Below are 23,911 nucleotides of genomic sequence, written 5' to 3' on the forward strand. Positions count from 1 at the left end.
CCATGCGCGGTCGCCGGCTTGGTGCGGTGCTGGTGCTGGGTCTGGCGCTTGCAGCCACCCCGGCTGCCGGCCAGGAGCGGCTGACGGTCCGTCTCGAAGCGCCGGATGTGGTGCGGCCGGTGCTCGAGGAACATGTCCGCCTGCTCAAGCGCGACGGATTGCAGTTGCCGGAGCAGCAGGCCGATCGTGCAGCAATGACCCGGCGCGCCCGGCGCGAGATCGCCGACCTGCTCGCCACCGAAGGCTATTTTTCGCCGCGCATCCGTTTCAACCGGGACGACCCCGCCAACTGGGTGCTGGAGGTGGAGCCTGGACCGCGTACCGTGATCGCAGCGGTCGACATCGCCTTCACCGGCGATCTGGCCGTCAGCGGCGAAGGCGGGCAGGCCTACCTCGAACTGCTGCGTGCCAGTTGGGGGCTCCCGGTCGGGCAGCCGTTCCGGCAGTCCGCATGGGATGGCGCCAAGGGGGCGCTGCTCGACACGGTGAGTGCGCGCACATACGCGGCCGCCCGGATCGCCGAGAGTCGTGCCGAGATCGACCCCGAGACCGCGCAGGCACGGCTGAAGATGCGCATCGACAGCGGCCCGGCCTTCTACCTGGGTGAGCTCGAGGTCGAGGGCATCGAATATCTGCCCGCCGACCTCGTCCAGCGCTACAGCCAGCTGAAGCCGGGCTCGCCGTACGACCGTGAGGAGCTGCTCGCCTTCCAGACCCACTTGCAGAACACGCCGCACTTCGGCTCGGTGATCGTCGACATCGAGCGCGACCCTGCGCTCGCGGCAGCGGTGCCGGTGCGGGTGCAGGTGACCGAGGCGCTACCGCGCTATGCCGGCGTGGGTGCGGGCTTTTCCACCAACACCGGGGCGCGGGTCGAGCTCACCTACCGTGATTCGAACCTGCGCAAGCGCGGCTGGGAGTTTTCCACCGGGCTGCGCGTGGAGCAGCGGCGCCAGGCGCTGTATGCCGACGTGTTCCTGCCGCCGCGCGGCAAGCATCGCGACAGCTTCGGGGCGCTCGCCGAAAGCAGCGATCTCGAAGGGCTGAAGGTGGATTCGCAGGCCGTGGGCGCCACGCGCACCACGGTGCGCGGCGACATCGAGACCCAGCTTGCGCTGCGCTTGCAGCACGAGAAGATCGAGCCCGCAGGCGGCGAGTCGCGTACGAGCAATACGCTGACCGCCAACTGGACGTGGATCAAGCGCGCGGTCAACGACCTGCTCGATCCCACCGATGGTTATCTGCTCGAATTCCAGGTCGGCGGTGGGCCGGAGATCGCGCTGGCCGAGCAGGACTTCCTGCGCCTGTATTCGCGCTTCGTGCGCTATCAGCAGGTGCGCGGCAGCGACGTCTTCATCGTGCGCGGCGAGGCGGGCGTCACGCTGGCCGAGAGCCGCGACGGAATTCCGCAGGCCTTCCTGTTCCGTACCGGCGGCGCGCAGTCGGTGCGCGGGTACGACTATCTGAGCCTGGGGGTGAAGGACGGCGACGCCACCGTGGGTGGGCGTTACCTCGCGACCGCCAGCGCGGAGTACGTGCATTGGTTCAAGCCGCAGTGGGGAACCGCGGTGTTCGTCGATGCCGGCGACGCGACCGATACGCGCGAGGACTTCGATCTGCGCGTGGGTTATGGCGTGGGTGCGCGCTGGCGCAGCCCGGCAGGGCCGCTCGCGATCGATCTCGCCTGGGGGCATCAGGAGCGCAGCTTGCGGCTCCACTTCGGGGTGGCGATCGCGTTCTGAGCCGGCCGCGCCGCGGGGGCTACGCCTTGCGGAGCGGTGTTGGATAGTGGCCTGGGGTGGCGGTCCGGGGTGGCGGTTTACTGAAGGGGGTTTGTGAGAGCAGGCTTGCCCGCGAATGCCCGTCTCCAGCCGCCCATGCGCGCGGCCAGGCACCAGATGTTCAATCCGCGCGCGAGAAGCTTCAGCAGCGGCCCTTCTTGGCCTGGCCCGGCGGGCAGAAGTCGCTTCCGCGATGGCGGCGGTCGTCTTCGTAGTAGTCGCCGCGCTCCTCGTAGCGCCTGCCATCGCGGACGCGACGACCATCGCGTTCGTTGTCGTAGCCGGCTGCCGCGCCGACGCCGCCACCCAGTGCGCCACCGATGATCGCGCCCTCGCGACCGCCAACGGCTTCGCCGATCACGGCGCCCGCCGCGCCACCGACGGCGCCGCCGATTGCGGTTGAGCCACCGGCGTATGCGCTTGCGGCGAGGGAGAGAACAAGGAGGGCGGGAGCGAGGAGTCGGGTTTTCATGTGTGCGGGATTCCGTTCTTTTTGGATGGCACGGATCTTAAGCGTGCGCGCACGCGGCTGTCGAACTCGACTTGTCAGCGGATGTTGTCCTCGGGGGCTGGCGAGCAGGTCGGCTCGCGTACTTTCCCGTCAGCGTCAGTTCGGCCTGGGCGATCAGCGCACCCGAAACGGCAGGTTTGCAGTCGCGGCCTTGCCGCCGCGGTCGCGCGTGGTGATGAAGAGGCGATAGGCGCCGGGCTGTGCGGGGGCGACGAAGCGCATGGTGGCGGCGTCCGCATGCAGCACACGCACGTCGATGCGCGCCGGTGGCGCCTCCGCGTCGCCGCCCTTGCGCAGGTCGGTGGCTTCGGCGAACACCGCCCACTCGGTCGTGAGTGGCGTGCCGTCGTGGGCGGCGGCGTCGATGCCGGCGGAGATCTCCGCGCCCGCGGCGAATTCGTCTGCGCCGATGCCGATGCCGCGGACCAGCGGGGCTGGCGCCGCGACCGGTCGTCCCCATGCAGCAGCAAGTGCGTCGCTCATCGCGGTGGCGCTGCCGTCGGCGAGCAGCAGGCCGTGCCAGGTGGCGGTCTGTTCCTGCTTGGCGCCCCACAGGAAGGGGAGGGCACCGCGGATCTGCGGTTGATCCTTTAGGAAGGCCAGCGCTTCGGTGAAGAAGCGTGCCTTCTCGGTGCTGGTGAGCTCCACCGGCGCACCCCACGGTTTACGACCGGCCTGCCACTGGCCGAGCGGGCCGAGTTCGGCGATCACCACCGGCTTGGTGATGCCGGCGTCGCGCAGGCGCTGCGGCAGGTCGAACACCGCACCCGCGTAAACGTTGATGCCGAGCAGGTCGACGTTCGGGCAGCAGCCGGCCAGGGTGCGGAAGGCGTCCATGCCGGTGTCGGCTACCACCATCACGGTCGGATGCGCGGTGTCGAGCTGCTTGATGCGGCCGGCGAGGCGATCGACCTCGCGCCACAGCGGCAGCGGGTCGGCGGCGCCGGTCTCGATTTCGTTGCCGACGCCCCAGGCGAGCAGTGCGGGGTGTGTGCGGTGACGGGCGACGAACTCGAGCAGGGCCGCCTCCTGTGCCTGAACCGCCTTTGCGTCGGTGTAGTCGAAGCCGTGGCGCGGATGCTCGACCCACAGCCCCATCAGCACCTTGATGCCGAGGCGCTGCGCTTCGTCCAGCACCCAGGCATCGGACTGGCGATAAACGCGCACGACCTTTGCGCCGGCGGCGGCCAGGCGGGCGAGGCTCGCGCGGTCACCCTCGAAGGCCGCGCCCTGCCATTTCGTGGCGGTAGCGGCTGCTTGCGGGGTGACTGCGCCCAGCACCAGCACGGCGAAGAAAAAAGTTAACAGATGGCGCACTTGAAATCCCCGGAACCCGTCCCTATTATTAGCACTCGTTGGCAGTGAGTGCTAACAAGCGTCGAGCGACGGACTGTAGTCCGTCCGAAGTCACTGCAGATTCCTTTTTTGCGGGCTCGTTCCGCATGTTTCATCAACCCAAACAGTTGAACCTTAGTTAGGAGAGAACTCGATGAAGATTCGTCCCCTGCACGATCGCGTGATCGTCAAGCGTCTGGAAGCCGAACGCAAGACCGCCAGCGGTATCGTGATCCCCGACAGCGCCGGTGAAAAGCCCGATCAGGGCGAAGTGCTGGCCGTCGGCAATGGCAAGATCCTCGACGACGGCAAGGTCCGTCCGATGGCTGTCAAGGTGGGCGACAAGGTGCTGTTCGGCAAGTACGCCGGCCAGACCGTGAAGGTCGAAGGCGACGAGCTCCTCGTGATGCGCGAGGAAGACATCATGGGCGTGGTCGAGGCCTGAGCCTCCCCCGCATCACCCACCGCTAATCGAAACAATTCCGGAGTTCTGAAGAATGGCTGCTAAAGAAGTCAAGTTTGGTGATTCGGCGCGCGAGCGCATGGTTGCTGGCATCAACATCCTGGCCAACGCGGTCAAGGTGACCCTGGGCCCGAAGGGCCGCAACGTCGTGCTCGAGCGCTCGTTCGGTGCCCCGACCGTGACCAAGGACGGTGTGTCGGTCGCCAAGGAAATCGAGCTGAAGGACAAGTTCGAGAACATGGGCGCGCAGATGGTCAAGGAAGTCGCTTCCAAGACCTCGGACATCGCCGGTGACGGCACCACCACCGCCACCGTGCTGGCGCAGTCGATCGTGCGCGAAGGCATGAAGTTCGTCGCCGCCGGCATGAACCCGATGGACCTCAAGCGCGGCATCGACAAGGCCGTCATCGCCACCATCGAAGAGCTGAAGAAGCTGTCCAAGCCGTGCTCGACCAACAAGGAAATTGCCCAGGTCGGCTCGATCTCCGCCAACTCCGACGCGGACATCGGTGAAATCATCGCCCGCGCCATGGACAAGGTCGGCAAGGAAGGCGTGATCACCGTCGAGGACGGCAAGTCGCTGCAGAACGAACTCGACGTCGTCGAAGGCATGCAGTTCGACCGCGGCTACCTGTCGCCCTACTTCATCAACAACCCCGAGAAGCAGGTTGCCATCCTCGAGCAGCCCTTCGTCCTGCTGTTCGACAAGAAGATCTCCAACATCCGTGACCTGCTGCCGGTGCTCGAGCAAGTCGCCAAGTCGGGCCGTCCGCTGCTGATCATCGCCGAGGACGTCGAAGGCGAAGCGCTCGCCACCCTGGTGGTGAACAACATCCGCGGCATCCTCAAGACCTGCGCCGTCAAGGCCCCGGGCTTCGGTGACCGTCGCAAGGCCATGCTCGAAGACATCGCCATCCTCACCGGTGGCCAGGTCATCGCCGAGGAAGTCGGCCTGACCCTCGAGAAGGCTACCCTGGAGGATCTTGGCCAGGCTGCGCGCATCGAAGTCGGCAAGGAAAACACCATCATCATCGACGGCGCCGGCCAGGGCGAGCGCATCGAAGCCCGCGTCAAGCAGATCCGCGTGCAGATCGAGGAAGCCACCTCCGACTACGACCGCGAGAAGCTGCAGGAACGCGTGGCCAAGCTGGCCGGCGGCGTTGCCGTGATCAAGGTCGGTGCTGCCACCGAAGTCGAGATGAAGGAAAAGAAGGCCCGCGTCGAAGACGCCCTGCACGCCACCCGCGCTGCAGTGGAAGAGGGCATCGTCCCGGGCGGTGGTGTTGCGCTGCTGCGTGCGCGTGCTGCACTGGGCGAGCTCAAGGGCGACAACCACGACCAGGACGCCGGCATCAAGATCGTGCTGCGCGCGATGGAGCAGCCGCTGCGCGAGATCGTCGCCAACGCCGGTGACGAGCCGAGCGTGGTGGTGAACAAGGTTGTCGAAGGTACGGGCAACTACGGCTTCAACGCCGCCACCGGCGAGTACGGCGACATGGTCGAGATGGGCGTGCTGGACCCGACCAAGGTCACCCGCACCGCGCTGCAGAACGCCGCGTCTGTCGCCGGCCTGATGCTGACCACCGACTGCATGGTCGGCGAACTGGCCGAAGACAAGCCGGCCGGTGGCATGCCCGACATGGGTGGCATGGGCGGCATGGGTGGCATGGGCATGGGCATGTAATTCGCCCAGCCTTGCGGGACGCCTTCGCGGGTCCCGCTCGCTCGCAACAAGACAAACAGCCCCGCTCGGGGCTGTTTGTCGTTCACCACCCTGCCGAGCGCCGCGCTTTCCCTGGTGGGGCTTGCCCGCGAATGCTGCGGTCGCGATCGCCCGATTCGCGGGCGCGCTCGCTCCCACGGCGTGGCCAGCCGCACGAAGGGCGCCGAAGCGTGGGATAATCCAGCGGTTTTCAGGGGAGAAAAGTCGGTGGGGAGCGCGCACGCCTGATCGGGCACGCACTCCCCGGAACGCTTCTGCGCGAGCGTCAACGTTCCCGAAGACCGAGCAAAAGGAGAACAGCGAGGTCATTCTCGAAACCTCCGCTTACAACCAACTTACAGCCCGGAATCTATGCGTATCTTGTTGGCAGAAGACGACCCGGTGATTGCGGACGGCATATGTCGCGCGTTGCGGCGCGGTGGGTGCGCCGTCGATCATGTGGGCGATGGCATGGAAGCGGATGCGGCGCTGGCCAGTCAGGTTTATGACCTGCTCATCCTCGATCTGGGCCTGCCGCGCATGAACGGCATCGATGTGCTCAAGCGCCTGCGCGCGCGCAAGTCCGCCCAGCCGGTGCTGATCCTCACCGCGCAGGACGGCGTTGACGACCGTGTGCGCGGGCTCGATGCCGGCGCGGACGACTATCTCACCAAGCCGTTTGCGCTGCCCGAGCTGGAGGCGCGCGTCAGGGCATTGACTCGCCGCGGCACGGGCCAGCCGCGCTGCATCGAGATCGGCCAGTTGAGCTACGACCAGGCCGACCGGGTAGTCAAGATTGGCGGCCAGTTGGTGGACTTGTCCGCGCGCGAGATCGGCCTGCTCGAGATCTTTCTGTTGCGGGTGGGGCGGCTGGTGAGCAAGGATCAGTTGGTCGACCACCTGTGCGGCTGGGGCGAGGAGGTGTCGAGCAACGCGATCGAGGTCTACGTCCACCGCCTGCGCAAGAAGCTCGAGGACAGTGGCGTGCGCATCGTGACCGTGCGCGGCCTGGGGTACTGCCTGGAAAACCCCGATGCTGTCCCGGCGGCGAAAGCCTAAGAACGACCGGGGGGGCAACCCGCCGCGCAAGTCCGGCCCGCCGAATTCGCTGTTCGGCGAGATCCTGGACTGGATGCTCGCGCCCCTGCTGTTCCTGTGGCCGATCTCCATCATCGTCACCCACAACGTCGCCGACAACATCGCCAACCAGCCCTACGATCTTGCGCTGGCCGACAGCGTGCGTGCGCTGGCGCGCCTGGTGTCGGTGGAAGACGGTCAGGTCGTGGTGCATTTTCCGGCGCCGCCGCGTGCGCTGTTTCGTGCCGACCAGGACGACGTGGTCTATTACCAGGTGGCTGACGACAAGGGCGCGACCATCACCGGCGATGCCGACATTCCGTCGGCCCCCGTGCCGGTGTCGCTGATCGGCGAGGACGTGCTGCTGCGCGACGCGCTCATTCACGGAGAGGAGGTCCGCGTCGCCTACCGTTACCTGCGGCCGGCGCCGGAGGTGTCCGACGCCCTCGTTCTGGTTCAGGTCGCCGAGACGCGCAACAAGCGCACCGACCTGGCATCGCGCGTGGTCACCGGGGTGCTGTTGCCGCAGTTCGCCATCATCCCGCTCGCGGTGGTGCTGGTTTGGGTGGGTCTGAGCCGCGGCATTGCTCCGCTCAACCGGCTGCAGAGCCTGATCCGACGTCGCCGGCCCACCGACCTTTCGCAGGTCGAGCCGTCTACCGTGCCGGAAGAGGTGCGCCCGCTGATCATCGCCTACAACGACATGATGGCGCGCCTGGAAGAGAATCTGCAGGCCCAGCAGCGCTTCATCGCCGACGCGGCGCACCAGATGCGCACGCCGCTCACCGGCTTGAAGATGCAGACCGACCTGGCGATGCACGAGACCGACCCCGAGCAGTTGCGCGAGTCGCTCACGCGGATTGCGGAGAGCACCGACCGCGCCGCGCACCTGATCAACCAGTTGCTGTCGCTCGCCCGTGCCGAGGCGAGCTTCGAGAAGCTTTACGTGGTCGAGACCGTGAGCCTCGATGCCGTGGTCCGCGAGGTGGCGCTCGAGCTGTTTCCGCGCGCACAGGCCAAGCAGATCGATCTCGGCGTGGAAGGTGGTGAGCAAGAGCTGCTGGTCGAGGGCAACCCGGTGCTGCTGCGCGAGATGGTGAAGAATCTGGTCGACAATGCGGTGAAATACACTCCGCGCGGCGGCAGCGTCACCGCGCGCACGCGCTTCGCGGGCTCGCCCATCCTTGAGGTCGAGGACACCGGGGCCGGCATTCCCGATGCCGACCGCGAACGGGTGTTCGAGCGCTTCTATCGCGTGCTGGGCAGCGGCGTCGACGGCTCCGGGCTGGGCCTGCCGATCGTGCGTGAGATCGCCGACCTGCATCGCGCTACAGTCACGCTCGATGCCAATCCGGGCGGGCAGGGCACCCTGGCGCGGGTGGTCTTCCCGCGCAGCCACCTGCAGCCACCGCCGCTGGTGCAGGGAGATCACGACGCGCTGCAGTGAGCGCATCGACGATGCCGGGGCAGGTAGAAAAAATCGCGCCAGGCCTTTGACAGCGGAAGATCTATGGCTATAATGCGGACCTCGTTGGCCAGTTAGCTCAGTTGGTAGAGCAGCGGATTGAAAATCCGCGTGTCCGTGGTTCGATTCCGCGACTGGCCACCAGAATCCGAAGATGGGCCGACCTCGTGTCGGCCCATTTGCTTTGCGGTTGTCGATCTGGCCAGAAGTGGCTGATTCGGCTCAATTTTGGGGCAGTTTCGCGATGCTATAATGCGCTCCGCCCCGACCGAACCCAGTTCCGCATGCAACTCTTCGCCCTTGGCCTGAATCACCATACCGCACCGCTCGCGATCCGCGAACGCGTTGCGTTCCAGCCTGAGCGGCTGGATCAGGCCCTGCATGATCTGGCGCGGGCGGACTCGGTGCGTGAGGCGGCCATCCTGTCGACCTGCAACCGCACCGAACTCTACTTTGCGGCCGAACAGCCGCAGCACGCCGCCGACTGGCTGGCGCGCTTCCATCACCTCGCGCTCACCGAAGTCTCGCCCTACCTGTATTCCTATCCGCAGCGCGACGCGATCCGTCACGTGTTCAGGGTGGCCAGCGGGCTCGACTCGATGGTAATCGGCGAGCCGCAGATCCTTGGTCAGGTCAAGGATGCCGTCCGCCACGCCGAAGAGGCGGGCACCATGGGCGTGCTGCTGCACAAGCTGTTCCAGAACACCTTCGCAGTTGCCAAGGAGGTGCGCTCGACCACCGCGATCGGTGCCAACACGGTGTCGATGGCGGCCGCTGCGGTGCATCTGACCGAGCGCATCTTCGAACGTGTCGCCGACCAGCATGTGCTGTTCATCGGCGCCGGCGAGATGATCGAACTCTGTGCCGCCCACTTCGGCGGCGCCAAGCCCAAGTCGATGACGGTGGCCAACCGTACCGAAGAGCGCGCGCAGGCGCTGGCCGCACGCTTCGGCGCGAGCACCATGCGTATCGACCAGATCGGCGAGGCGCTGCCGCGTTTCGACGTGGTGGTGTCCTGTACGGCCGCGCCGCTGCCGATCGTCGGCCTGGGCATGGTCGAGCGCGCGGTCAAGGCGCGCCGCCACCGCCCGATGGTGATGGTCGATCTGGCCGTGCCGCGCGACATCGAACCCGAGATTTCCGAGCTCGACGACATCTTCCTGTACACGGTCGATGACCTGGCCCAGGTGGTCGAGGCCGGCATGGAATCGCGCCAGCAGGCGGTGGTCGAGGCCGAGCAGATCATCGACACCCGGGTCGACGGCTTCCTGCACTGGATGTCGGCGCGCGATGCGGTGCCGGTGATCCGCTCGCTGCGCGAGCACGCCGAATCCTTGCGCCAGGCCGAGCTCGAACGCGCGGTGCGCCTGCTCGCCAAGGGCGAGGACCCGCAGCGCGTGCTCGAGGCCCTGTCGCACGGCCTCACCAACAAGCTGATTCACGGCCCCACCCGCTTCCTCAATCAGGCCGAAGGCGACCACAAGGCCGAAGCCGGCCGCGTGGTGCGCGAACTCTTCAACCTGTCCCGCGACCACCACTAGGGCCCTTGGTGTGCGCCCGGCCGCCCGCGTGGGCGGCGCGTGCGCATCCGCTCATCACGATGAAGCAGCGCATCCGCGACAAACTCGAACACCTCGCCAACCGGCTCGAAGAGCTCGACCGCGCGCTTGCGTCCGAGGACGCCGCGCGCGACATGAACACTTTCCGCGACCTGTCCCGCGAGCGCGCCGAGATCGAGCCGGTGGTACTCCTTTATCACCATTACCGCCAGGCCGAGGCCGACTGCGCCACCGCGCACGAGCTGCTCGCCGACCCCGAGATGCGCGAACTCGGTGAGCTCGAACTCGCCGCCGGCGAGGCCCGCATCGCCGAGCTTGAAGCCGACCTGCAGCGCGCCCTGCTGCCGCGCGACACCAACGACGTGCGCAACCTCTTCCTCGAGATCCGCGCCGGCACCGGCGGTGACGAAGCGGCGCTGTTCGCCGGCGACCTGCTGCGCATGTACACCCGCTACGCCGAGCGCCAGCGCTGGAAGGTGGAGATCGTGTCGGCGAGCGAATCCGACCTCGGCGGCTACAAGGAAGTCATCGTGCGCGTGGTTGGCAACGGCGCGTACTCGAAGCTCAAGTTCGAATCGGGCGGCCATCGCGTGCAGCGCGTCCCGGTCACCGAGACCCAGGGCCGCATCCACACCTCCGCGTGCACGGTGGCAGTGCTGCCCGAGGCCGACGAGGTCGAGGCGGTGGACATCAACCCGGTCGACCTGCGCATCGACACTTTCCGCGCCTCGGGCGCGGGCGGGCAGCACATCAACAAGACCGACTCCGCGGTGCGCATCACGCACCTCCCCACCGGCATCGTCGTCGAGTGCCAGGACGACCGCTCGCAGCACCGCAACAAGGCGCAGGCGATGGCGGTGCTCGCCGCGCGCCTGTACGACGCCAAGGTGCGCGCGCAGCAGAGCGCCGAAGCCGCACAGCGCAAGAGCCTGGTCGGCAGCGGCGACCGCTCCGAGCGCATCCGCACCTACAACTTCCCGCAGGGGCGCGCCACCGACCACCGCATCAACCTCACCCTGTACAAGCTCGACGCGGTGATGCAGGGCGAGCTCGACGAACTCATCGACGCGCTGACCCTGGAACACCAGGCCAGCCTGCTCGCCGCGCTGGCAGACGACTGATGAACACGCGCACCCCACCGCCCGCAGACGCGGTCGACATCGCCGGCGCGCTCGCCTGGGCGCGCACGCAGATCGACCAGATGGACGCGCGCGTGCTGCTGCGCCACGTGCTGCAATGCCCGGCGGCACGCCTGGTCGCATGGCCCGAGCACAAGCTGGTCAATGAGGACTGGGCGAACTACCGCAGCCTGGTCGAGCGCCGCGTGGCCGGCGAGCCGGTGGCCTATCTCACCGGTACGCGCGAGTTCTACGGCCGCGAGTTCATGGTCACGCCCGCGGTGCTGATTCCACGGCCCGAGACCGAGCTGCTGGTCGAGCTCGCGCTCGCCCATTTTGCCGGGCAACGCGGCGTGCGCGTACTCGACATGGGCACCGGCAGCGGCGCGCTCGCGGTGACGCTGGCGCTGGAGATGGATACGCCCGATGTGATCGCGCTCGACCGCTCGCGCGAGGCCTTGTGGGTGGCGATGGCCAATGCCGCGAAGCTGGGCGCGAGCGTGTCTTTCGTGCAGAGCGACTGGTTCGCCGCGCTCGGCGACGAGCAGTTCGGCCTCATCGTCTCCAATCCGCCCTACGTCGCCGCCGCCGACCCGCACCTGGAGCAGGGCGATGTGCGCTTCGAGCCCCGCAGCGCCCTGGCCGCCGGCCCGCAGGGTCTGGATGATCTTGCCGAGATCGTCGCCGGCGCACCGGCGCGCCTGATCGACGGCGGCTGGCTATTCCTCGAGCACGGCTACGACCAGTCCGTCGCCGCGCGCAGCCTGCTCGCCGATGCCGGCTTCGCTGCGATCGCCTCATGGACCGACCTTGCGGGCATCGAGCGTGTGAGCGGTGGGCGCTGGCTGGGCCGCAGGGGCTGAGCACTGCATCACCTGTTGACGCTATCCAGCCCCGCCGCCTAGAATTCCCGACTGTTTAACTCGACTTTTCAGGTAACAACCATGGACATCCAGGACGTCATCCGCGATCAGGTCACCACCAACGACGTGGTGCTCTACATGAAGGGCACGCCCCAGTTCCCGCAGTGCGGCTTTTCCTCCACCGCGGTGCAGATCCTCAAGGGCTGTGGTGTGCGCGAGGTGCTCGCGGTCAACGTGCTCGCCGACAACGACATCCGCCAGGGCATCAAGGACTTCTCCAGCTGGCCGACGATTCCGCAGCTCTATGTGAAGGGCGAGTTCGTTGGCGGCAGCGACATCATGCGCGAGATGTACGAGAGCGGCGAGCTGCTGCAGGTGCTGAAGGATGCGGGGGTGGTGGGCGAGTGAGCGCATGACCCGCCCGGACGCGAGCCGAACTTGACTCAGGGGGCGCCGTTGTCGGGCGCTCCTTTTTTTTCCTCACGGCTTCCACGCAGGCGCAGCATCGCCTTCCTTGCCAGGTGCGGTATCAGGAGGTGCATCGGCATGCGCATCAGGTGATAGCGCGCGAGTAAGGTTTTGCGCGCAAGACGAACGCTTGGCGGCGGTGGGCCATCCAGGTGCAAGGGCAGCATTGCGAGCGGTAGCAGTGCGTCCATGAGCTTGCGTGCCGGAGCTGAAGGGGCCGGGAGGCTGTTCATGACCGATTCGGGAACGGGGCAGTCCAGCCAGGCTCCTGCAAAATGCAGCCCATACCAGAGTGGGCGGGTGAGTTTCAGTTCGTGCGCACGTGCCACGACCTTGTCCCAGAAGCGATCGTCGCGCGTGAACTCGCGAATCAATCCGTCGATATCCACGACTTCTCGCACGCGCAGGGCAAGGTCGCCGTCGTGAAAGCAATGCAGGCACGCATGCAGTAGCTGATCTTCCGGGCAAAGCGCCCTGAACGGGGTGCCGCGAATCGGTTCGCTGCGCTCGAACAGCGTCGACGAATCGAATGCGAGGTCACCGGTCACTGGCGTCAGTGCGTGATGCAGGTCCACCTCGAGATTGCGGCCGGGAAAGCGCATCGGTGGGGTTTCATGGCTCCAGTCGCGGTAGTAGCGCTCGTCATACGGACTGAGTTTCGCGCCCCCCCATCCGGCAGCCCGCAGTCGTGCCTCCATGGTTTGCAGCTGGTCTGCAGGAACGAGAAGGTCTACGTCCGCAGCAAAGCGTCCTCTGGCCATACGCCGCTGCTGGAGCAGATAAGCGCCGCCCTTGAGCACGACGACGGGGAGGTCTGGCGTGCAGAACGGTGCCAGGTGGAATAGTTCGGCGCGAACCATTTGCGCACGGTAGGCCGCGATGCGGCGAGCCGAGAGGAGGTGGCGTTGGACGCACTCGGGAACGTTGGGATTGTCCTCGTTGGCGCAGGCCAAGCGGGCATGGAGGCCGCTGGCCCGCGCCATGCGAAGGACCCGGTCCCAGGTTGGTTCTTCGATCTCGAGCGGTGAACGCAGACCGCTGGCCAGCAGTGCAAATTCGGCGTCCAGATGCGAAATCATGCGGTGCTCACAAACAGATGCTCGATCTGCGCGATGGCTTCATCCAGGTCGCCATACGTGAGCCTGTAGGCGCGCGTGGTGCGTGCGAGCGCAATCGCAGTCTCGAACCCCGCGGTGCCCAGAGCCTGGTAATTGAAACTGTTCTGACCAAGGCCGAGTACGGCCTGCATTGGGTTGAGCGAGACGCAGGACAGCGCTGCCCCGGGGGTAAAGCGGGGGAAAACGACGAGCCTCGGTGTCGCGCGCTCATGACGCGCCTGGAAGCTCTGTCGATTGGGTATGAAATGGGCTACATCGCCTTTTCGGGTGCCGGGGAAGAGCGGCCCGAGCCGGGCGCCCGCACGCGCGCGCATGACCTCGATCGAGGCGTTCTTGAGTGGAGCGGGTCGAACCATGGGCAGGACTTCCCGCCGCTCGATGTCCACCACGCCGAATTCATCTGAGAGAAAGCGCCATCCCGCCAGATGCAGCGCGCAACTTAACGTCGTCTTTCCCGAGCCGGGCGCGGCAGGCAGGATCAGCGCTTGTCCGTCGCGTGCGAGCACGCCGGCGTGAAGGAGCAGATACGCGTTGAGGCGCTGGGACAACAGCCAGTTGCTACCCCACTCGAAAAGGGGCAAGGCTGCATTCAGGGGATAGGGCTCGAAGGGGCAATCGCCTTCCGACCACAGCCGGGCTTGGCGCCGACCGGGCAGCACGCGTGTCTCGGGTAACAGGGATACCCGGACGTCGGCGAAACCCTCGTCAGCGATGACGTCCATGTATGGATAGACAGCATCGAGCTGGGCGTGAAAGCTGGCGATCGGCGAGATCACCGCGAGGCGCGCAGCGCCGACATCCAGCACACGGCAGGCAGTGGCGGGGCTGCTCATGTGGTGTACGTCTGCTCTTCGCCGAGTGTGGTCAACGAGCGCACGAGGAATTCCAGTCCGGGTGGCCAGCCCCCGGCTGCCTCGACATCGGCCAGGAAGGCATCGAGCTGCTGCTGCTCGATGGCAAATGCAGCTTCTTCCAGGACGCTGTAAGCATCCGCGTTCAACTGGTGGGTCTGCCACGACACTGGATCCAGAAAAGCAAACTGCCCGCCGAGTGACGGGCAGTAAGTTCCGAGCCAGGATGAGGGCGTGTGCAGTACAGGCATGCAGCGCGTCGTTCAGCCGCCGAACGTGTAGTCTCCGGACAGATCGGCGTTGAGCGAACTCAGGCAGGCCAGAGAGGCCGGCGCCACGCCGCCCGCTGGTGCGGCAACGTTCGGATACAGGCCAATCTCATCTCGCGTGGCATCGCTGAAGTAGACAAGCGTCCAAGCCTGGCGCGGAAACCCGGACGGTTGATCGGAAGGAAATCCCGTAACCGGCACCAGCGAGGCGAGGCCTCCAGTGCCCGGACCTGCCAAGCCATCGGCAACTGGATAGAGTTGGTCACCGATCTGCACAGCGTAGAATTTTTTCCCGCCGTTTTGTCCGTTAGAGTTAAGTTTCTCCGAGTAATACTGGACAAAAACCCCTTTCCAGGCCAAGCCATTCCCCTCAGGGGGCAATTCACTTCCGCTGTTGACGAACTGCTCTGCCGGCAGCGAGAGTTCGGGGAAATTGGCGATGCAAGCCGTGATCGATGCCGCTGCAGCCGTCCGCGAATAACCCAGGGTCGCTACCGCAGACGCACCCAAGGCACCTTTCAACAACTTGCGTCGTTGTGCTGTTCGATCTGCTGGTTGGGTTGGGTGCATGTCGTGCCTCTCAAATTTCTATTCGTAGCAAAGTCATTATAGCGGGCATGCCAGCGACGACCGCCCTTTGCGGAAAGTTTCCCTACCCGTTGTGTAGCAAATTTCACGCCTGAGTGCACGAAGCCTGCAGGGCGATGATTTATTGGAGGTTTTTGATTTCAGTCGTTTCTGTGGGGAGGTCGCTGTCAAATTTCCCGACACTTTCGGCTTGAATCCAGGGCCTGACTCCATTGAATCGATTGTTTCGTGCAGCACACGCTAGTCCCTCCTTTGCGCCAGGGCGTGGTTCAGGCGGGTGGCCAACCGCATCGCCTCGCGCAGATACCCCTTCCCGAACAGGTTCAGGTGATTGAGCACGTGGTACAGGCTGTACACCAGCTTCCGCTGCTCGTAGTCCTCATGCAGCGGCCAGGCCCTGCGGTACTCAACGTAGAAACTCGCCGGAAAACCGCCAAACAGCTCGCTCATCGCGAGGTCCGACTCGCGATCGCCGCGATGCACCGCCGGGTCGAAGACGACCGGCGTGCCATCGGTCAGCACCGCGGCGTTGCCGTGCCAGAGGTCGCCGTGGAGCAGGCTTTCCTGCGGGCGGTAATCGAGGAAGAGTGCGGGGATGCGAGCGAAAAGGCGCTCGCCCTCGCGATGGAGTTCGCTGCCGAAGCCTTTGGCGCGCGCGAGCACGAACTGCGGGCGCAGGCGGTGTTCGACGAAGAAGTGCGCCCAGTTGGCGTGCGGTGTGTTCTGTTGCGCGCTGCGCCCGATGAAGTTGTCGCGCGGCCAGCCGAAGGTGTCGCCGCGGTCGCGGTGCAGGCGTATCAGGGCGTCGGCGAAGCGTTCGCCATCTTCGGTGGCCTGCAGCGGGCGCAGGTCGAGGTATTCGAGGACGAGGAAGGCGTGTGCGCCGTCGGTGCCGCAGGCAATCACCGCCGGCGTACGAAAGCTCGCGCTCGCGGCGATCGCGGCGAGGCCGTCGGCCTCGGCGTCGAACATCGCGGCGCAATCGGCATCGCCGACCTTGACGAAGTACGCGCTGCCGCTGGGGTCCGTCACGCGCAGTGCGGTGTGGATGCTGCCGCCATCCACGGCTTGGGTGTCGACGATGCGAAAGGCGTTGCCAGTGTGTGCGCGGACCGCCTGCTCGATGGCCGGCAGCGCGGGGTGGGCGGAATCGGGGCGGGGCGTGGTGGGCGTCATTGGTTGGCGATGCGGGCGCTGGTTTGCGACAGGCGGGTGGCCAGGACCTCGAGAAAGGCCTGGTAGAAGTGCATGCGGCAGGTGTCGCTGGCGCGTCGGAGTGCGCTGGCGCGGATGGTGACGAGCGCCGTGTCGGTCGCCGCTTCGACCGAGGCCGAGCGCACGCCGCGCACGGTCGAGAACACGGCGATCTCGCCGAAGCAGTCGCCGGGGTTGAGCACGTCGAGCAGGTGGTCGTGCTTCTTCACCCGCGCCTCGCCTTCGATCACGAAGCAGATGGCGTCGCCGCGCTCGCCTTCTTTCATGATCACCGTGCCGGCGCGGGTGTGACTGAAGCGGGAGAAGGCGATGACCTCCCACAGCTCGGCGTCGGCAAAGCGGTGAAAGAAGCGCATCGCGCGCAGGGCTTCGAACTTGCCGGTGTCGCCGAGCGCTGCTTCGGTGGCGAGCAGGGCGCCGAGGTTGCGGTAGGCGAGCGCGAGGTCGTGGGAGAACTCGCTCCAGCTCTGGTAGCGGCGGTCGACGTCCTTCTCGGTGGCGCGGCGCACGATGGCGTCGAGCGCTTCGGGCGCCTCGGGGCGCAGCTCGGAGGGCGGAGGCGCGATGTCGTGGGCGATGCTGTAGAGCAGGCTGTAGCTGTTGTCCTGCTCGAAGGGCAGGTGGCCGGTGAGGAGCTGGAACATCACCACACCGAGCGAATAGATGTCGGTGCGGTGGTCGAGTGGCACTTCGCGCACCTGCTGTGGCGACATGTAGGCGGGCGAGCCGACGCCGGCGATCTGCGTGGTCTCGCGCGCGGTGTGCAGCGCGGCGCCGAAGTCGGAGATGCGGATCTCGCTGCCGCCCGGTTCCATCAGCAGGATGTTCGCGGGCTTGATGTCGCGGTGGGTGATGCCCTGGTGAAAGGCGTAGTCGAGCGCGCGCGTGGCCTTGAAAATGATCTCGATGACGCGTTCGATCGGCGCGAGCGATTCTGGTCGGCCGATGGCGTCGAGCGTGCCGCCGGGCACGTAGTCCATGACCAGCCAGGCGTCGCGGTCGGTGACCATCGCGTCGTGGATGCGCACGATGTGCGGATGGCTGAGCTTGCCGGCGAAGGCGGCTTCGTTGAGGAAGAGCTGGCGCAGCAGGCGCCCGCGCTGCGGATCGTCGAGGATCTCGCGGCGCAGGCGCTTGATGGCGACCTCGGCCTGACGGAAGGGGTCCCAGGCGAGGAAGACCGCGCTCGTGGCGCCGGCGCCGATCTGGCGGCGCAGCTCGTACTTGCCGATGTAGTCCGTCGCCGGCGCGGTCATGGTTGGTGCGACGGGCTCCTGCTTAGCTCAGTCGGGCGCGGGCGCGTGCCACCGCTGCACGCACCTGCTCGGGCGCGGTGCCGCCGATGTGTTTGCGCGAGGCGAGCGAGCCTTCGACCGTCAGCACGGCGAACACGTCGTCGGCGAGGCGCTCGGCGGCACCCGGCACGTGGGCCATCGCGATGCGCAGCTCATCCAGCGAGAACTGCGGAAGGTCGCAGCCCTTGACGTCGGCGGCTCGCACGGCGAGCGCCACGGCTTCGTGCGCGTCGCGGAAGGGCAGGCCCTTCTTGACCAGGTAGTCGGCGAGGTCGGTGGCGGTGGCGTAGCCCTGGCTGAGCGCGCCGCGCATGGCGTCGGCCTTGACCTTGATGCCGGTGATCATGTCGGCGTAGATGCGCAGGGTGTCGATGACCGTGTCCGCGGTGTCGAACAACGGCTCCTTGTCTTCCTGATTGTCCTTGTTGTAGGCCAGCGGCTGGCCCTTCATCAGGGTGAGCAGGGCGATCAGGCTGCCATTGACGCGCCCGGTCTTGCCGCGCACCAGCTCGGGCACGTCCGGGTTCTTCTTCTGCGGCATGATCGAGCTGCCGGTGCAGAAGCGGTCGGCGAGGTCGATGAAGCCCACGCGCGGGCTCATCCACAGGATCAGCTCTTCAGAGAGCCGCGACAGGTGGGTCATCAGCAGCGCCGAGGCCGCGCAGAACTCGATCGCGAAGTCGCGGTCGCTGACGGCATCGAGCGAGTTGAAGCAGACCTCGTCGAAGCCGAGCTCGGCAGCGACGAACTCGCGGTCGATCGGGTAGCTGGTGCCGGCGAGCGCGGCCGCGCCCAGCGGCAGGCGATTGACGCGGCGGCGGCAGTCGGCGAAGCGTTCGGCGTCGCGCCGGCTCATCTCGTAATACGCCATCAGGTGATGACCGAAAGTGACCGGCTGGGCGACCTGCAGGTGGGTGAAACCGGGCATCGGCGTGTCGGCGTTGGCTTCGGCGACGTCGAGCAGGTTCTTCTGGAAGTCGGCGATCAGCACGAGGATCTGGTCGATCGCGTCGCGCAGCCACAGGCGGATGTCGGTGGCGACCTGGTCGTTGCGGCTACGGCCGGTGTGCAGGCGTTTTCCCGCGTCGCCCACGAGCGCGGTGAGGCGCTTTTCGATGTTGAGGTGGACGTCCTCGTCGTCGAGGCTCCAGGCGAATTCGCCACGCTCGATCTCGCTCTTGATCTGCGCCATGCCGCGCTCGATGTCGGCCAGGTCCTGCGCCCCGATGATGTCCTGGCGGGCCAGCATCTTGGCGTGCGCGAGCGAGCCGCGCATGTCCTGCGCCGCCATGCGCTGGTCGAAGAGCACCGAGGCGGTGTAGCGCTTGACGAGGTCGGAGACGGGCTCGGTGAAGCGGCCGGACCAGGCCTTGGCGGGGGCGTTTTCGGGAGCCGGGTCCGGCGTGTTTGCGCCGGCGGCCGGCGACGTGGTGTCTGTCATAATGAGGCGCACAAAACGAGATGGCCGGCAAGGTGCAGCCGGCCTGGCACAGGGGAAAACGCCGCCTGCGCGGCGCAAGGGAATGCCCGAAAGTATAAAGCAAAAGCCCGCCCGGCTTGCCGGCCCGGGGCTGCCCGACTTCCGCAACCTGGGCGTGATGCTGCGCGTGCTGCTGGTGGTGAACCTGCTCGCGCTGCTGACGGTCGCCCTGCGCGCCGACCAGGCCGAGCGCTTGGTGGCGGAACTCGCGTTGATGGCGGGGCGGGTGGAGCTGCCGTTGCTGCTCGCCGTGCTGTTGCTGTATCTGCTCGGGCCCGCGCTGCGTCGCCTCGGCGCCCGAGCGGGGCAGGTCGCGGTGTTCGCGGTGGCGAGTCTGGCGGTGCTGGTCAGCAGCCCGCTAACCGGCGCCGATGCGCCGGCGCTGTTGCGCGCGCTGGCCTGGAGCTGGCTGGCGGCTGCGATCGCGTTGCTCTATTTCGACTATCGCAGTTGGCGCTTCACCCCGGCACTGGCCGAGGCCCGGTTGATGGCTCTGACTGCGCGTATCCGGCCGCATTTCTTCTTCAACAGCCTCAACGGCGTGCTCGGTGTGATCCGATCCGACCCGCGCCGGGCCGAGCGTGCGCTGGAAGAGCTGGCAGACCTGTTCCGCGCGCTGATGCAGGACCACCGCGAGCGCGTGCCGCTGCGCGACGAGGTAGCGTTGTGCGAGCGCTATGTCGATATCGAGCGCCTGCGCCTGGGCGAGCGCCTGTTGGTGCGCTGGGAGTTTGCCGGCGCGGGTGATGCGGGTGCAACTCCGAGTGCAATGCGTGAAGCCCTGCTCGATGCGCACGTGCCGCCGCTGCTGCTTCAACCCTTGCTTGAAAACGCCGTCTACCACGGCATCGAGCCCTCGACCGAGACCGGCGAAGTGGTGGTTCGCGTCGCCCGGCGCGGCGAGGTGCTGAGCCTCGAGGTGGACAACCCGGTGTGCGACGCCGTCCGCCATCACGCCGGCAACCGCATGGCGCTCGACAACATCCGCGAGCGCCTGATGCTGTTCTACGACCTCGAGGCCGGACTGGAGATCGACGAGGGTGGCGGACGCTACCGCGTGCGTATCCGCCTGCCTTACCGGACACGCGACTGATGCTGCCGGGAAGCGGGCCTGCGCCCTTGGCAACACACGAATCAAACTCAGGCATGAGGCAGGAAGAACGCATGGAGACGTCACCCTCTGCAGCGCTGCGCGTACTCATCGTCGATGACGAGGCGCCAGCGCGTGCGCGTCTGCGCGACCTGCTTGGCGACATTGCGGCGCACCATCCGACCGAGATCATCGGCATGGCCGCCAACGGTGTCGAGGCGCTGCGCCTGCTCGAGGCCGCGCCTGCGGACGTCGTGCTGGCCGACATCCGCATGCCGGTGATGGACGGCGTGGAGCTCGCCCGCCATCTGGGCAAGCTGGCGTCGCCGCCGGCGGTGGTCTTCGTCACTGCCTACGACCAGTACGCGGTCGAGGCCTTCGAGCTGGCGGCGGTGGACTACCTGCTCAAACCGGTGCGCGCCGAGCGCCTGGCTGCGGCGCTGGCCAAGGCCGAGGCGCGTCGTCCTGCGCTCGACGATGCCGCGCTCGCCGGCCTGGCGCCGGGCGAGCGGCGCCACTTCAGCGTCAGCGAGCGCGGACGCATCCTGCTGCTGCCGGTGAGCGAAGTGCTCTACCTGCGTGCCGAACTCAAGTACGTGACCGCGCGCACCGTCGAGCGCGACTACGTGCTCGACGAATCGCTGGTGCAACTGGAAGAGGAGTTCTCGCGCCGCTTCCTGCGCCTGCATCGCAACTGCCTGGTGGCGCGCGATGCGGTGCAGGGGGTGGAGCGCGTCGGCGAACAGGAAGGCAGTGATGCGCACTGGGCGGTGCTGATCCGCAGCGTACCCGAGCGCCTGCCGGTGAGTCGCCGGCAGTGGCCGGTGGTGAGGCAGATGCTCGGGCTTTGAAGCGCGCGGCTCAGCCGCTGTTGCGCAGCCCCGCGGCGATGCCATTGATCGAGATGTGGATGCCGATGCGGATGCGCTCGTCGGTGCTGACGTCCGTACCCGCATCGCGATGGCGACGCAGCATCTCGACCTGAACGTGGTTGAGCGGGTCCAGATACGGGAAGCGGTTGCGGATCGAGCGCTTGAGCAGCGGGTTGCCGTCGAGCAATTCCTGCTGGCCGGTGATCTGCAACACGGCGTCCAGCGTGGCCTGATACTCGGCACGGATGCGGCCGAAGATCGCCTCGCGCAGGGTCACATCCTTCACCAGTTCGGCGTAACGGCTGGCGATGGCGAGGTCGGACTTGGCCAGCACCATGTCCATGTTCGACAGCAGGGTCTGGAAGAATGGCCACTCGCGGTTCATGCGCTGCAGTAGCGCCAGGCCGTCGTCTGGCCGGGCGGCGAGGAAGGCACGTACCGCGTTGCCGAAGCCATACCAGCCCGGCAGCATCACCCGGCATTGCGACCATGAGAACACCCAGGGAATGGCGCGCAGATCCTCGATCGCGGTGCTCTTCTTGCGCGAGGCTGGGCGCGAGCCGATGTTGAGCGCGGCGATCTCGCTGATCACGGTCGATTCCCAGAAGTAACGCTCGAAGCCTTCGGTCTCGTACACCAGGCCGCGGTAGGCGGCGAAGGCGGCGTCCGAGAGCGCCTGCATGGCGTGGAGGAAGGCGGGCGGCGTGGGGCTGGCGCTGGCCGGGCGCAGGCTGGTCTCGAGCGTGGCCGCGACCAGCACCTCGAGGTTGCGGCGGCCGACTTCGGGGTTGCCGTACTTTGCGCCGATGACTTCGCCCTGCTCGGTGAGGCGGATCTGGCCCTGCACCGCGCCGTCGGGCTGGGCGAGGATGGCCTGGTAGCTCGGCCCGCCGCCGCGACCGACCGAGCCGCCGCGGCCGTGGAACAGGCGCAGGCGCACGCCGTGGCGGGCGAAGGTGTCGACCAGTTCGCCTTCGGCCTTGTACAGCGCCCAGCCCGAAGTCAGGAAGCCGCCGTCCTTGTTGCTGTCGGAGTAGCCGAGCATCACTTCCTGCGTGTGCGCGCGAGCCTCGAGCAAGCCGCGGTAGACGGGCATCGAGAAGATGCGCTCCATGACGCCGGCCGCGTTTTCCAGGTCGCCGATGGTCTCGAACAGCGGCACGATGTGGACGTCGAGCGCGTTTTCGAGTGGGCGCAGGAGGCCGGCCTCCTTGAGCAGCAGGGCGAGTTCGAGCAGGTCGGAGACGTCGTCGGTCTTGGAGATGATGCAGTTGTGGATCGCTGCCTTGCCGTAGCGCAGGTGGGCGCGCCGGGCGGTGCGGAAGATCGCCAGCTCGCCCTCGGTCTCGTCCGAGTAATGCACGTGCGGCGAGGCGAGCGGACGCGCGGTGGCGAGTTCGTCGAGCAGCAGCGCGCAGCGGGCGTTCTCGTCCAGGCTCGAGTAGGCGCAGCCGGGGCGGGCGACCTCGAGCAGCTCGGCGACCACGCGCTCGTGTACATCCGAGTTCTGGCGCAGATCGACCGGCGCGAGGTGGAAGCCGAACACCTTCACCGCGCGGCGCAGGTGGCGCAGCCGGCCACGCGCGAGTGCCGCCGAGCCGTTGGCCACCAGCGAGCGGTGCAGGGTGTCGAGGTCCGCGGCAAGCGCTGCGGCGTCGGGGTAGGGGGTGGCCTCGGCGACCGCGTGGCGCACTGGCGCATGGCCGAGCAGTTCGCGATAGGTGGCGGCGAGTCGTGCATAGATGCCGGAGATGGCGCGCCGGTAGGGCTCGTCGCTGCGGTGTGGCGAGCGGTCGGGCGAGGCTTCGGCGAGCGCGAGCAGCGCGTCGGAGGCCGACACCAGGCCCAGGCCGAGCGAGAGCTGCGAACCGAGGGTGTGCAACTCGTCCAGGTAATAGCCGAGCGCCACCGCGCATTGCATGGCGAGCGCCTTGTCCAGCACCTCGGCGGTGACGAAGGGGTTGCCGTCGCGGTCGCCGCCGATCCAGCTCCCCACCTGGACGAAGGCGGCGAGTTCGGGTGCGCCGAGCGCCGGGTCGGCCGCGGCGAGGCGATCCTCGAGGCTGGCGTACAGTCGCGGCAGCTCGCGCAGGAAGGTGGTCTCGAAGTACGACAGGCCGTTGGTGACCTCGTCGATCACCGACAGCTTGGCGGTGCGCAGCATGCGTGTCTGCCACAGCGTGAGTACCGCGCGGCGTAGCGCCTCGTGGTTGGCTTCGGCCTCCTCGGGGGTGAGCTGCATGCGGTCGCGCTCGTCGAGCAGGCGGGCGAGCACGGTCTCGCAGTTGAGGATGCTCTTTCGCTGCACCTCGGTGGGGTGGGCGGTGAGCACCGGTGACACCAGCGCGGTTTCGAAGAACTCGGCGAGCGCAGCGGGATCCATTTCGCCGCTGTCGAGCGCCTTGGCCACGGCGTGCGCGAGGCTGCCTTCGCGCGGGGTTGAGCCGGCGATCAGGTGGGCGCGGCTGCGGCGGATGTGGTGCTGGTCCTCGGCGATGTTCGCGAGGTGCGAGAAGTAGCTGAAGGCGCGCGCGACCTGGATGGTCTGCTCGCGCGACAGGGCGTCGAGCATGGCCTCGAGCTCGCGCCGTGCGGCGATGTCGTCGTCGCGGCGAAAGCGCACCGAGTTCTGGCGGATGCGCTCGATCAGCTCGAATGCCGCTGCGCCCTGCTGGTCGCGCACGGTGTCGCCGAGCAGGCGGCCGAGCAGGCGGATGTCTTCACGCAGCGGGGCGTCCTTGTCCTGGGTCATGTCGTTCGTTGTTCCGTGGGTGGGGTCGATGGATGTGTC

Annotated in this window: 21 protein-coding genes and 1 tRNA gene; 12 read left to right on the top strand and 10 right to left on the bottom strand. The window is 67.1% G+C overall.

Annotated elements, in window-relative coordinates:
- Positions 1 to 2 precede the first annotated feature (2 nt).
- The gene (locus tag RBT54_RS05660; protein WP_320365007.1) at positions 3 to 1,742 is read left to right on the top strand and encodes an autotransporter assembly complex family protein; all 1,740 of its coding nucleotides are present in this window, start codon (positions 3 to 5) and stop codon (positions 1,740 to 1,742) included.
- 181 nt (positions 1,743 to 1,923) lie between these two features.
- On the opposite strand, the gene RBT54_RS05665 is transcribed toward RBT54_RS05660, so the two are convergent.
- On the bottom strand, positions 1,924 to 2,253 hold the full coding sequence (locus RBT54_RS05665; protein ID WP_320365009.1) for a glycine zipper domain-containing protein: 330 nt from the start codon (positions 2,251 to 2,253) through the stop codon (positions 1,924 to 1,926).
- A gap of 153 nt (positions 2,254 to 2,406) precedes the next feature.
- The gene (locus tag RBT54_RS05670) at positions 2,407 to 3,609 is read right to left on the bottom strand and encodes a glycoside hydrolase family 2 TIM barrel-domain containing protein (protein ID WP_320365011.1); all 1,203 of its coding nucleotides are present in this window, start codon (positions 3,607 to 3,609) and stop codon (positions 2,407 to 2,409) included.
- A 172-nt stretch (positions 3,610 to 3,781) separates the two neighbouring features.
- On the opposite strand from RBT54_RS05670, the gene groES reads away from it, so the two are divergent.
- From groES to grxD, 9 genes are all read left to right on the top strand, one after another.
- The gene (groES, locus tag RBT54_RS05675) at positions 3,782 to 4,072 is read left to right on the top strand and encodes a co-chaperone GroES (protein ID WP_004311482.1); all 291 of its coding nucleotides are present in this window, start codon (positions 3,782 to 3,784) and stop codon (positions 4,070 to 4,072) included.
- Between the two features lie 52 nt (positions 4,073 to 4,124).
- Positions 4,125 to 5,774, top strand: a complete 1,650-nt coding sequence (gene groL, locus RBT54_RS05680) for a chaperonin GroEL (RefSeq protein WP_320365020.1) — start codon at positions 4,125 to 4,127, stop codon at positions 5,772 to 5,774.
- A gap of 390 nt (positions 5,775 to 6,164) precedes the next feature.
- Complete coding sequence (locus tag RBT54_RS05685) at positions 6,165 to 6,851, top strand: response regulator transcription factor (RefSeq protein ID WP_320365022.1); 687 nt, start codon at positions 6,165 to 6,167, stop codon at positions 6,849 to 6,851.
- Positions 6,826 to 8,316, top strand: a complete 1,491-nt coding sequence (locus tag RBT54_RS05690) for a sensor histidine kinase (RefSeq protein WP_320365024.1) — start codon at positions 6,826 to 6,828, stop codon at positions 8,314 to 8,316. The genes RBT54_RS05685 and RBT54_RS05690 overlap by 26 nt, the downstream gene beginning before the upstream one ends.
- An 86-nt stretch (positions 8,317 to 8,402) precedes the next feature.
- Positions 8,403 to 8,478 (top strand) — tRNA-Phe (locus RBT54_RS05695).
- A 140-nt stretch (positions 8,479 to 8,618) separates the two neighbouring features.
- Positions 8,619 to 9,875, top strand: coding sequence for a glutamyl-tRNA reductase (hemA, locus tag RBT54_RS05700; RefSeq protein WP_320365026.1), 1,257 nt, complete (start codon positions 8,619 to 8,621; stop codon positions 9,873 to 9,875).
- A gap of 59 nt (positions 9,876 to 9,934) precedes the next feature.
- The gene (prfA, locus tag RBT54_RS05705) at positions 9,935 to 11,014 is read left to right on the top strand and encodes a peptide chain release factor 1 (protein WP_320365028.1); all 1,080 of its coding nucleotides are present in this window, start codon (positions 9,935 to 9,937) and stop codon (positions 11,012 to 11,014) included.
- A complete protein-coding gene (gene prmC / locus RBT54_RS05710; RefSeq protein WP_320365030.1) occupies positions 11,014 to 11,874 on the top strand; it encodes a peptide chain release factor N(5)-glutamine methyltransferase in 861 nt (286 codons plus the stop codon). The genes prfA and prmC overlap by 1 nt, the downstream gene beginning before the upstream one ends.
- An 81-nt stretch (positions 11,875 to 11,955) precedes the next feature.
- Positions 11,956 to 12,282, top strand: coding sequence for a Grx4 family monothiol glutaredoxin (gene grxD, locus RBT54_RS05715; RefSeq protein WP_320365034.1), 327 nt, complete (start codon positions 11,956 to 11,958; stop codon positions 12,280 to 12,282).
- 35 nt (positions 12,283 to 12,317) lie between these two features.
- On the opposite strand, the gene RBT54_RS05720 is transcribed toward grxD, so the two are convergent.
- From RBT54_RS05720 to argH, 7 genes are all read right to left on the bottom strand, one after another.
- Positions 12,318 to 13,421, bottom strand: a complete 1,104-nt coding sequence (locus RBT54_RS05720; protein ID WP_320365036.1) for a nucleotidyltransferase family protein — start codon at positions 13,419 to 13,421, stop codon at positions 12,318 to 12,320.
- Positions 13,418 to 14,293: an HprK-related kinase A gene (locus RBT54_RS05725; RefSeq protein ID WP_320365037.1), complete on the bottom strand. Its 876-nt coding sequence runs from the start codon at positions 14,291 to 14,293 to the stop codon at positions 13,418 to 13,420. The genes RBT54_RS05720 and RBT54_RS05725 overlap by 4 nt, the downstream gene beginning before the upstream one ends.
- Positions 14,290 to 14,562 (bottom strand): hypothetical protein, encoded by a 273-nt coding sequence (locus tag RBT54_RS05730; protein ID WP_320365038.1) that lies wholly within the window; start codon positions 14,560 to 14,562, stop codon positions 14,290 to 14,292. The genes RBT54_RS05725 and RBT54_RS05730 overlap by 4 nt, the downstream gene beginning before the upstream one ends.
- Before the next feature lie 12 nt (positions 14,563 to 14,574).
- Complete coding sequence (locus tag RBT54_RS05735; protein WP_320365039.1) at positions 14,575 to 15,150, bottom strand: hypothetical protein; 576 nt, start codon at positions 15,148 to 15,150, stop codon at positions 14,575 to 14,577.
- Between the two features lie 258 nt (positions 15,151 to 15,408).
- Positions 15,409 to 16,344, bottom strand: coding sequence for a fructosamine kinase family protein (locus tag RBT54_RS05740; protein WP_320365040.1), 936 nt, complete (start codon positions 16,342 to 16,344; stop codon positions 15,409 to 15,411).
- Positions 16,341 to 17,639 (bottom strand): serine/threonine-protein kinase, encoded by a 1,299-nt coding sequence (locus RBT54_RS05745; protein WP_320365041.1) that lies wholly within the window; start codon positions 17,637 to 17,639, stop codon positions 16,341 to 16,343. Before RBT54_RS05745 ends, RBT54_RS05740 begins: the two co-directional genes overlap by 4 nt.
- Before the next feature lie 22 nt (positions 17,640 to 17,661).
- A complete protein-coding gene (gene argH, locus RBT54_RS05750) occupies positions 17,662 to 19,119 on the bottom strand; it encodes an argininosuccinate lyase (RefSeq protein ID WP_320365042.1) in 1,458 nt (485 codons plus the stop codon).
- Between the two features lie 82 nt (positions 19,120 to 19,201).
- On the opposite strand from argH, the gene RBT54_RS05755 reads away from it, so the two are divergent.
- Both RBT54_RS05755 and RBT54_RS05760 read left to right on the top strand, forming a co-directional pair.
- Positions 19,202 to 20,251, top strand: coding sequence for a sensor histidine kinase (locus RBT54_RS05755; RefSeq protein ID WP_320365043.1), 1,050 nt, complete (start codon positions 19,202 to 19,204; stop codon positions 20,249 to 20,251).
- Between the two features lie 71 nt (positions 20,252 to 20,322).
- Positions 20,323 to 21,099 (top strand): LytTR family DNA-binding domain-containing protein, encoded by a 777-nt coding sequence (locus RBT54_RS05760; RefSeq protein WP_320365044.1) that lies wholly within the window; start codon positions 20,323 to 20,325, stop codon positions 21,097 to 21,099.
- Between the two features lie 10 nt (positions 21,100 to 21,109).
- Here RBT54_RS05760 and ppc read toward each other — a convergent pair whose 3' ends face one another.
- Entirely contained in the window at positions 21,110 to 23,872 is a 2,763-nt protein-coding gene (ppc, locus tag RBT54_RS05765; RefSeq protein WP_320365045.1) for a phosphoenolpyruvate carboxylase, read from the bottom strand.
- Positions 23,873 to 23,911: the final 39 nt, after the last annotated feature.

The organism is Thauera sp. (assembly GCF_034003485.1).
In the GTDB taxonomy this organism is placed as follows: domain Bacteria; phylum Pseudomonadota; class Gammaproteobacteria; order Burkholderiales; family Rhodocyclaceae; genus Thauera.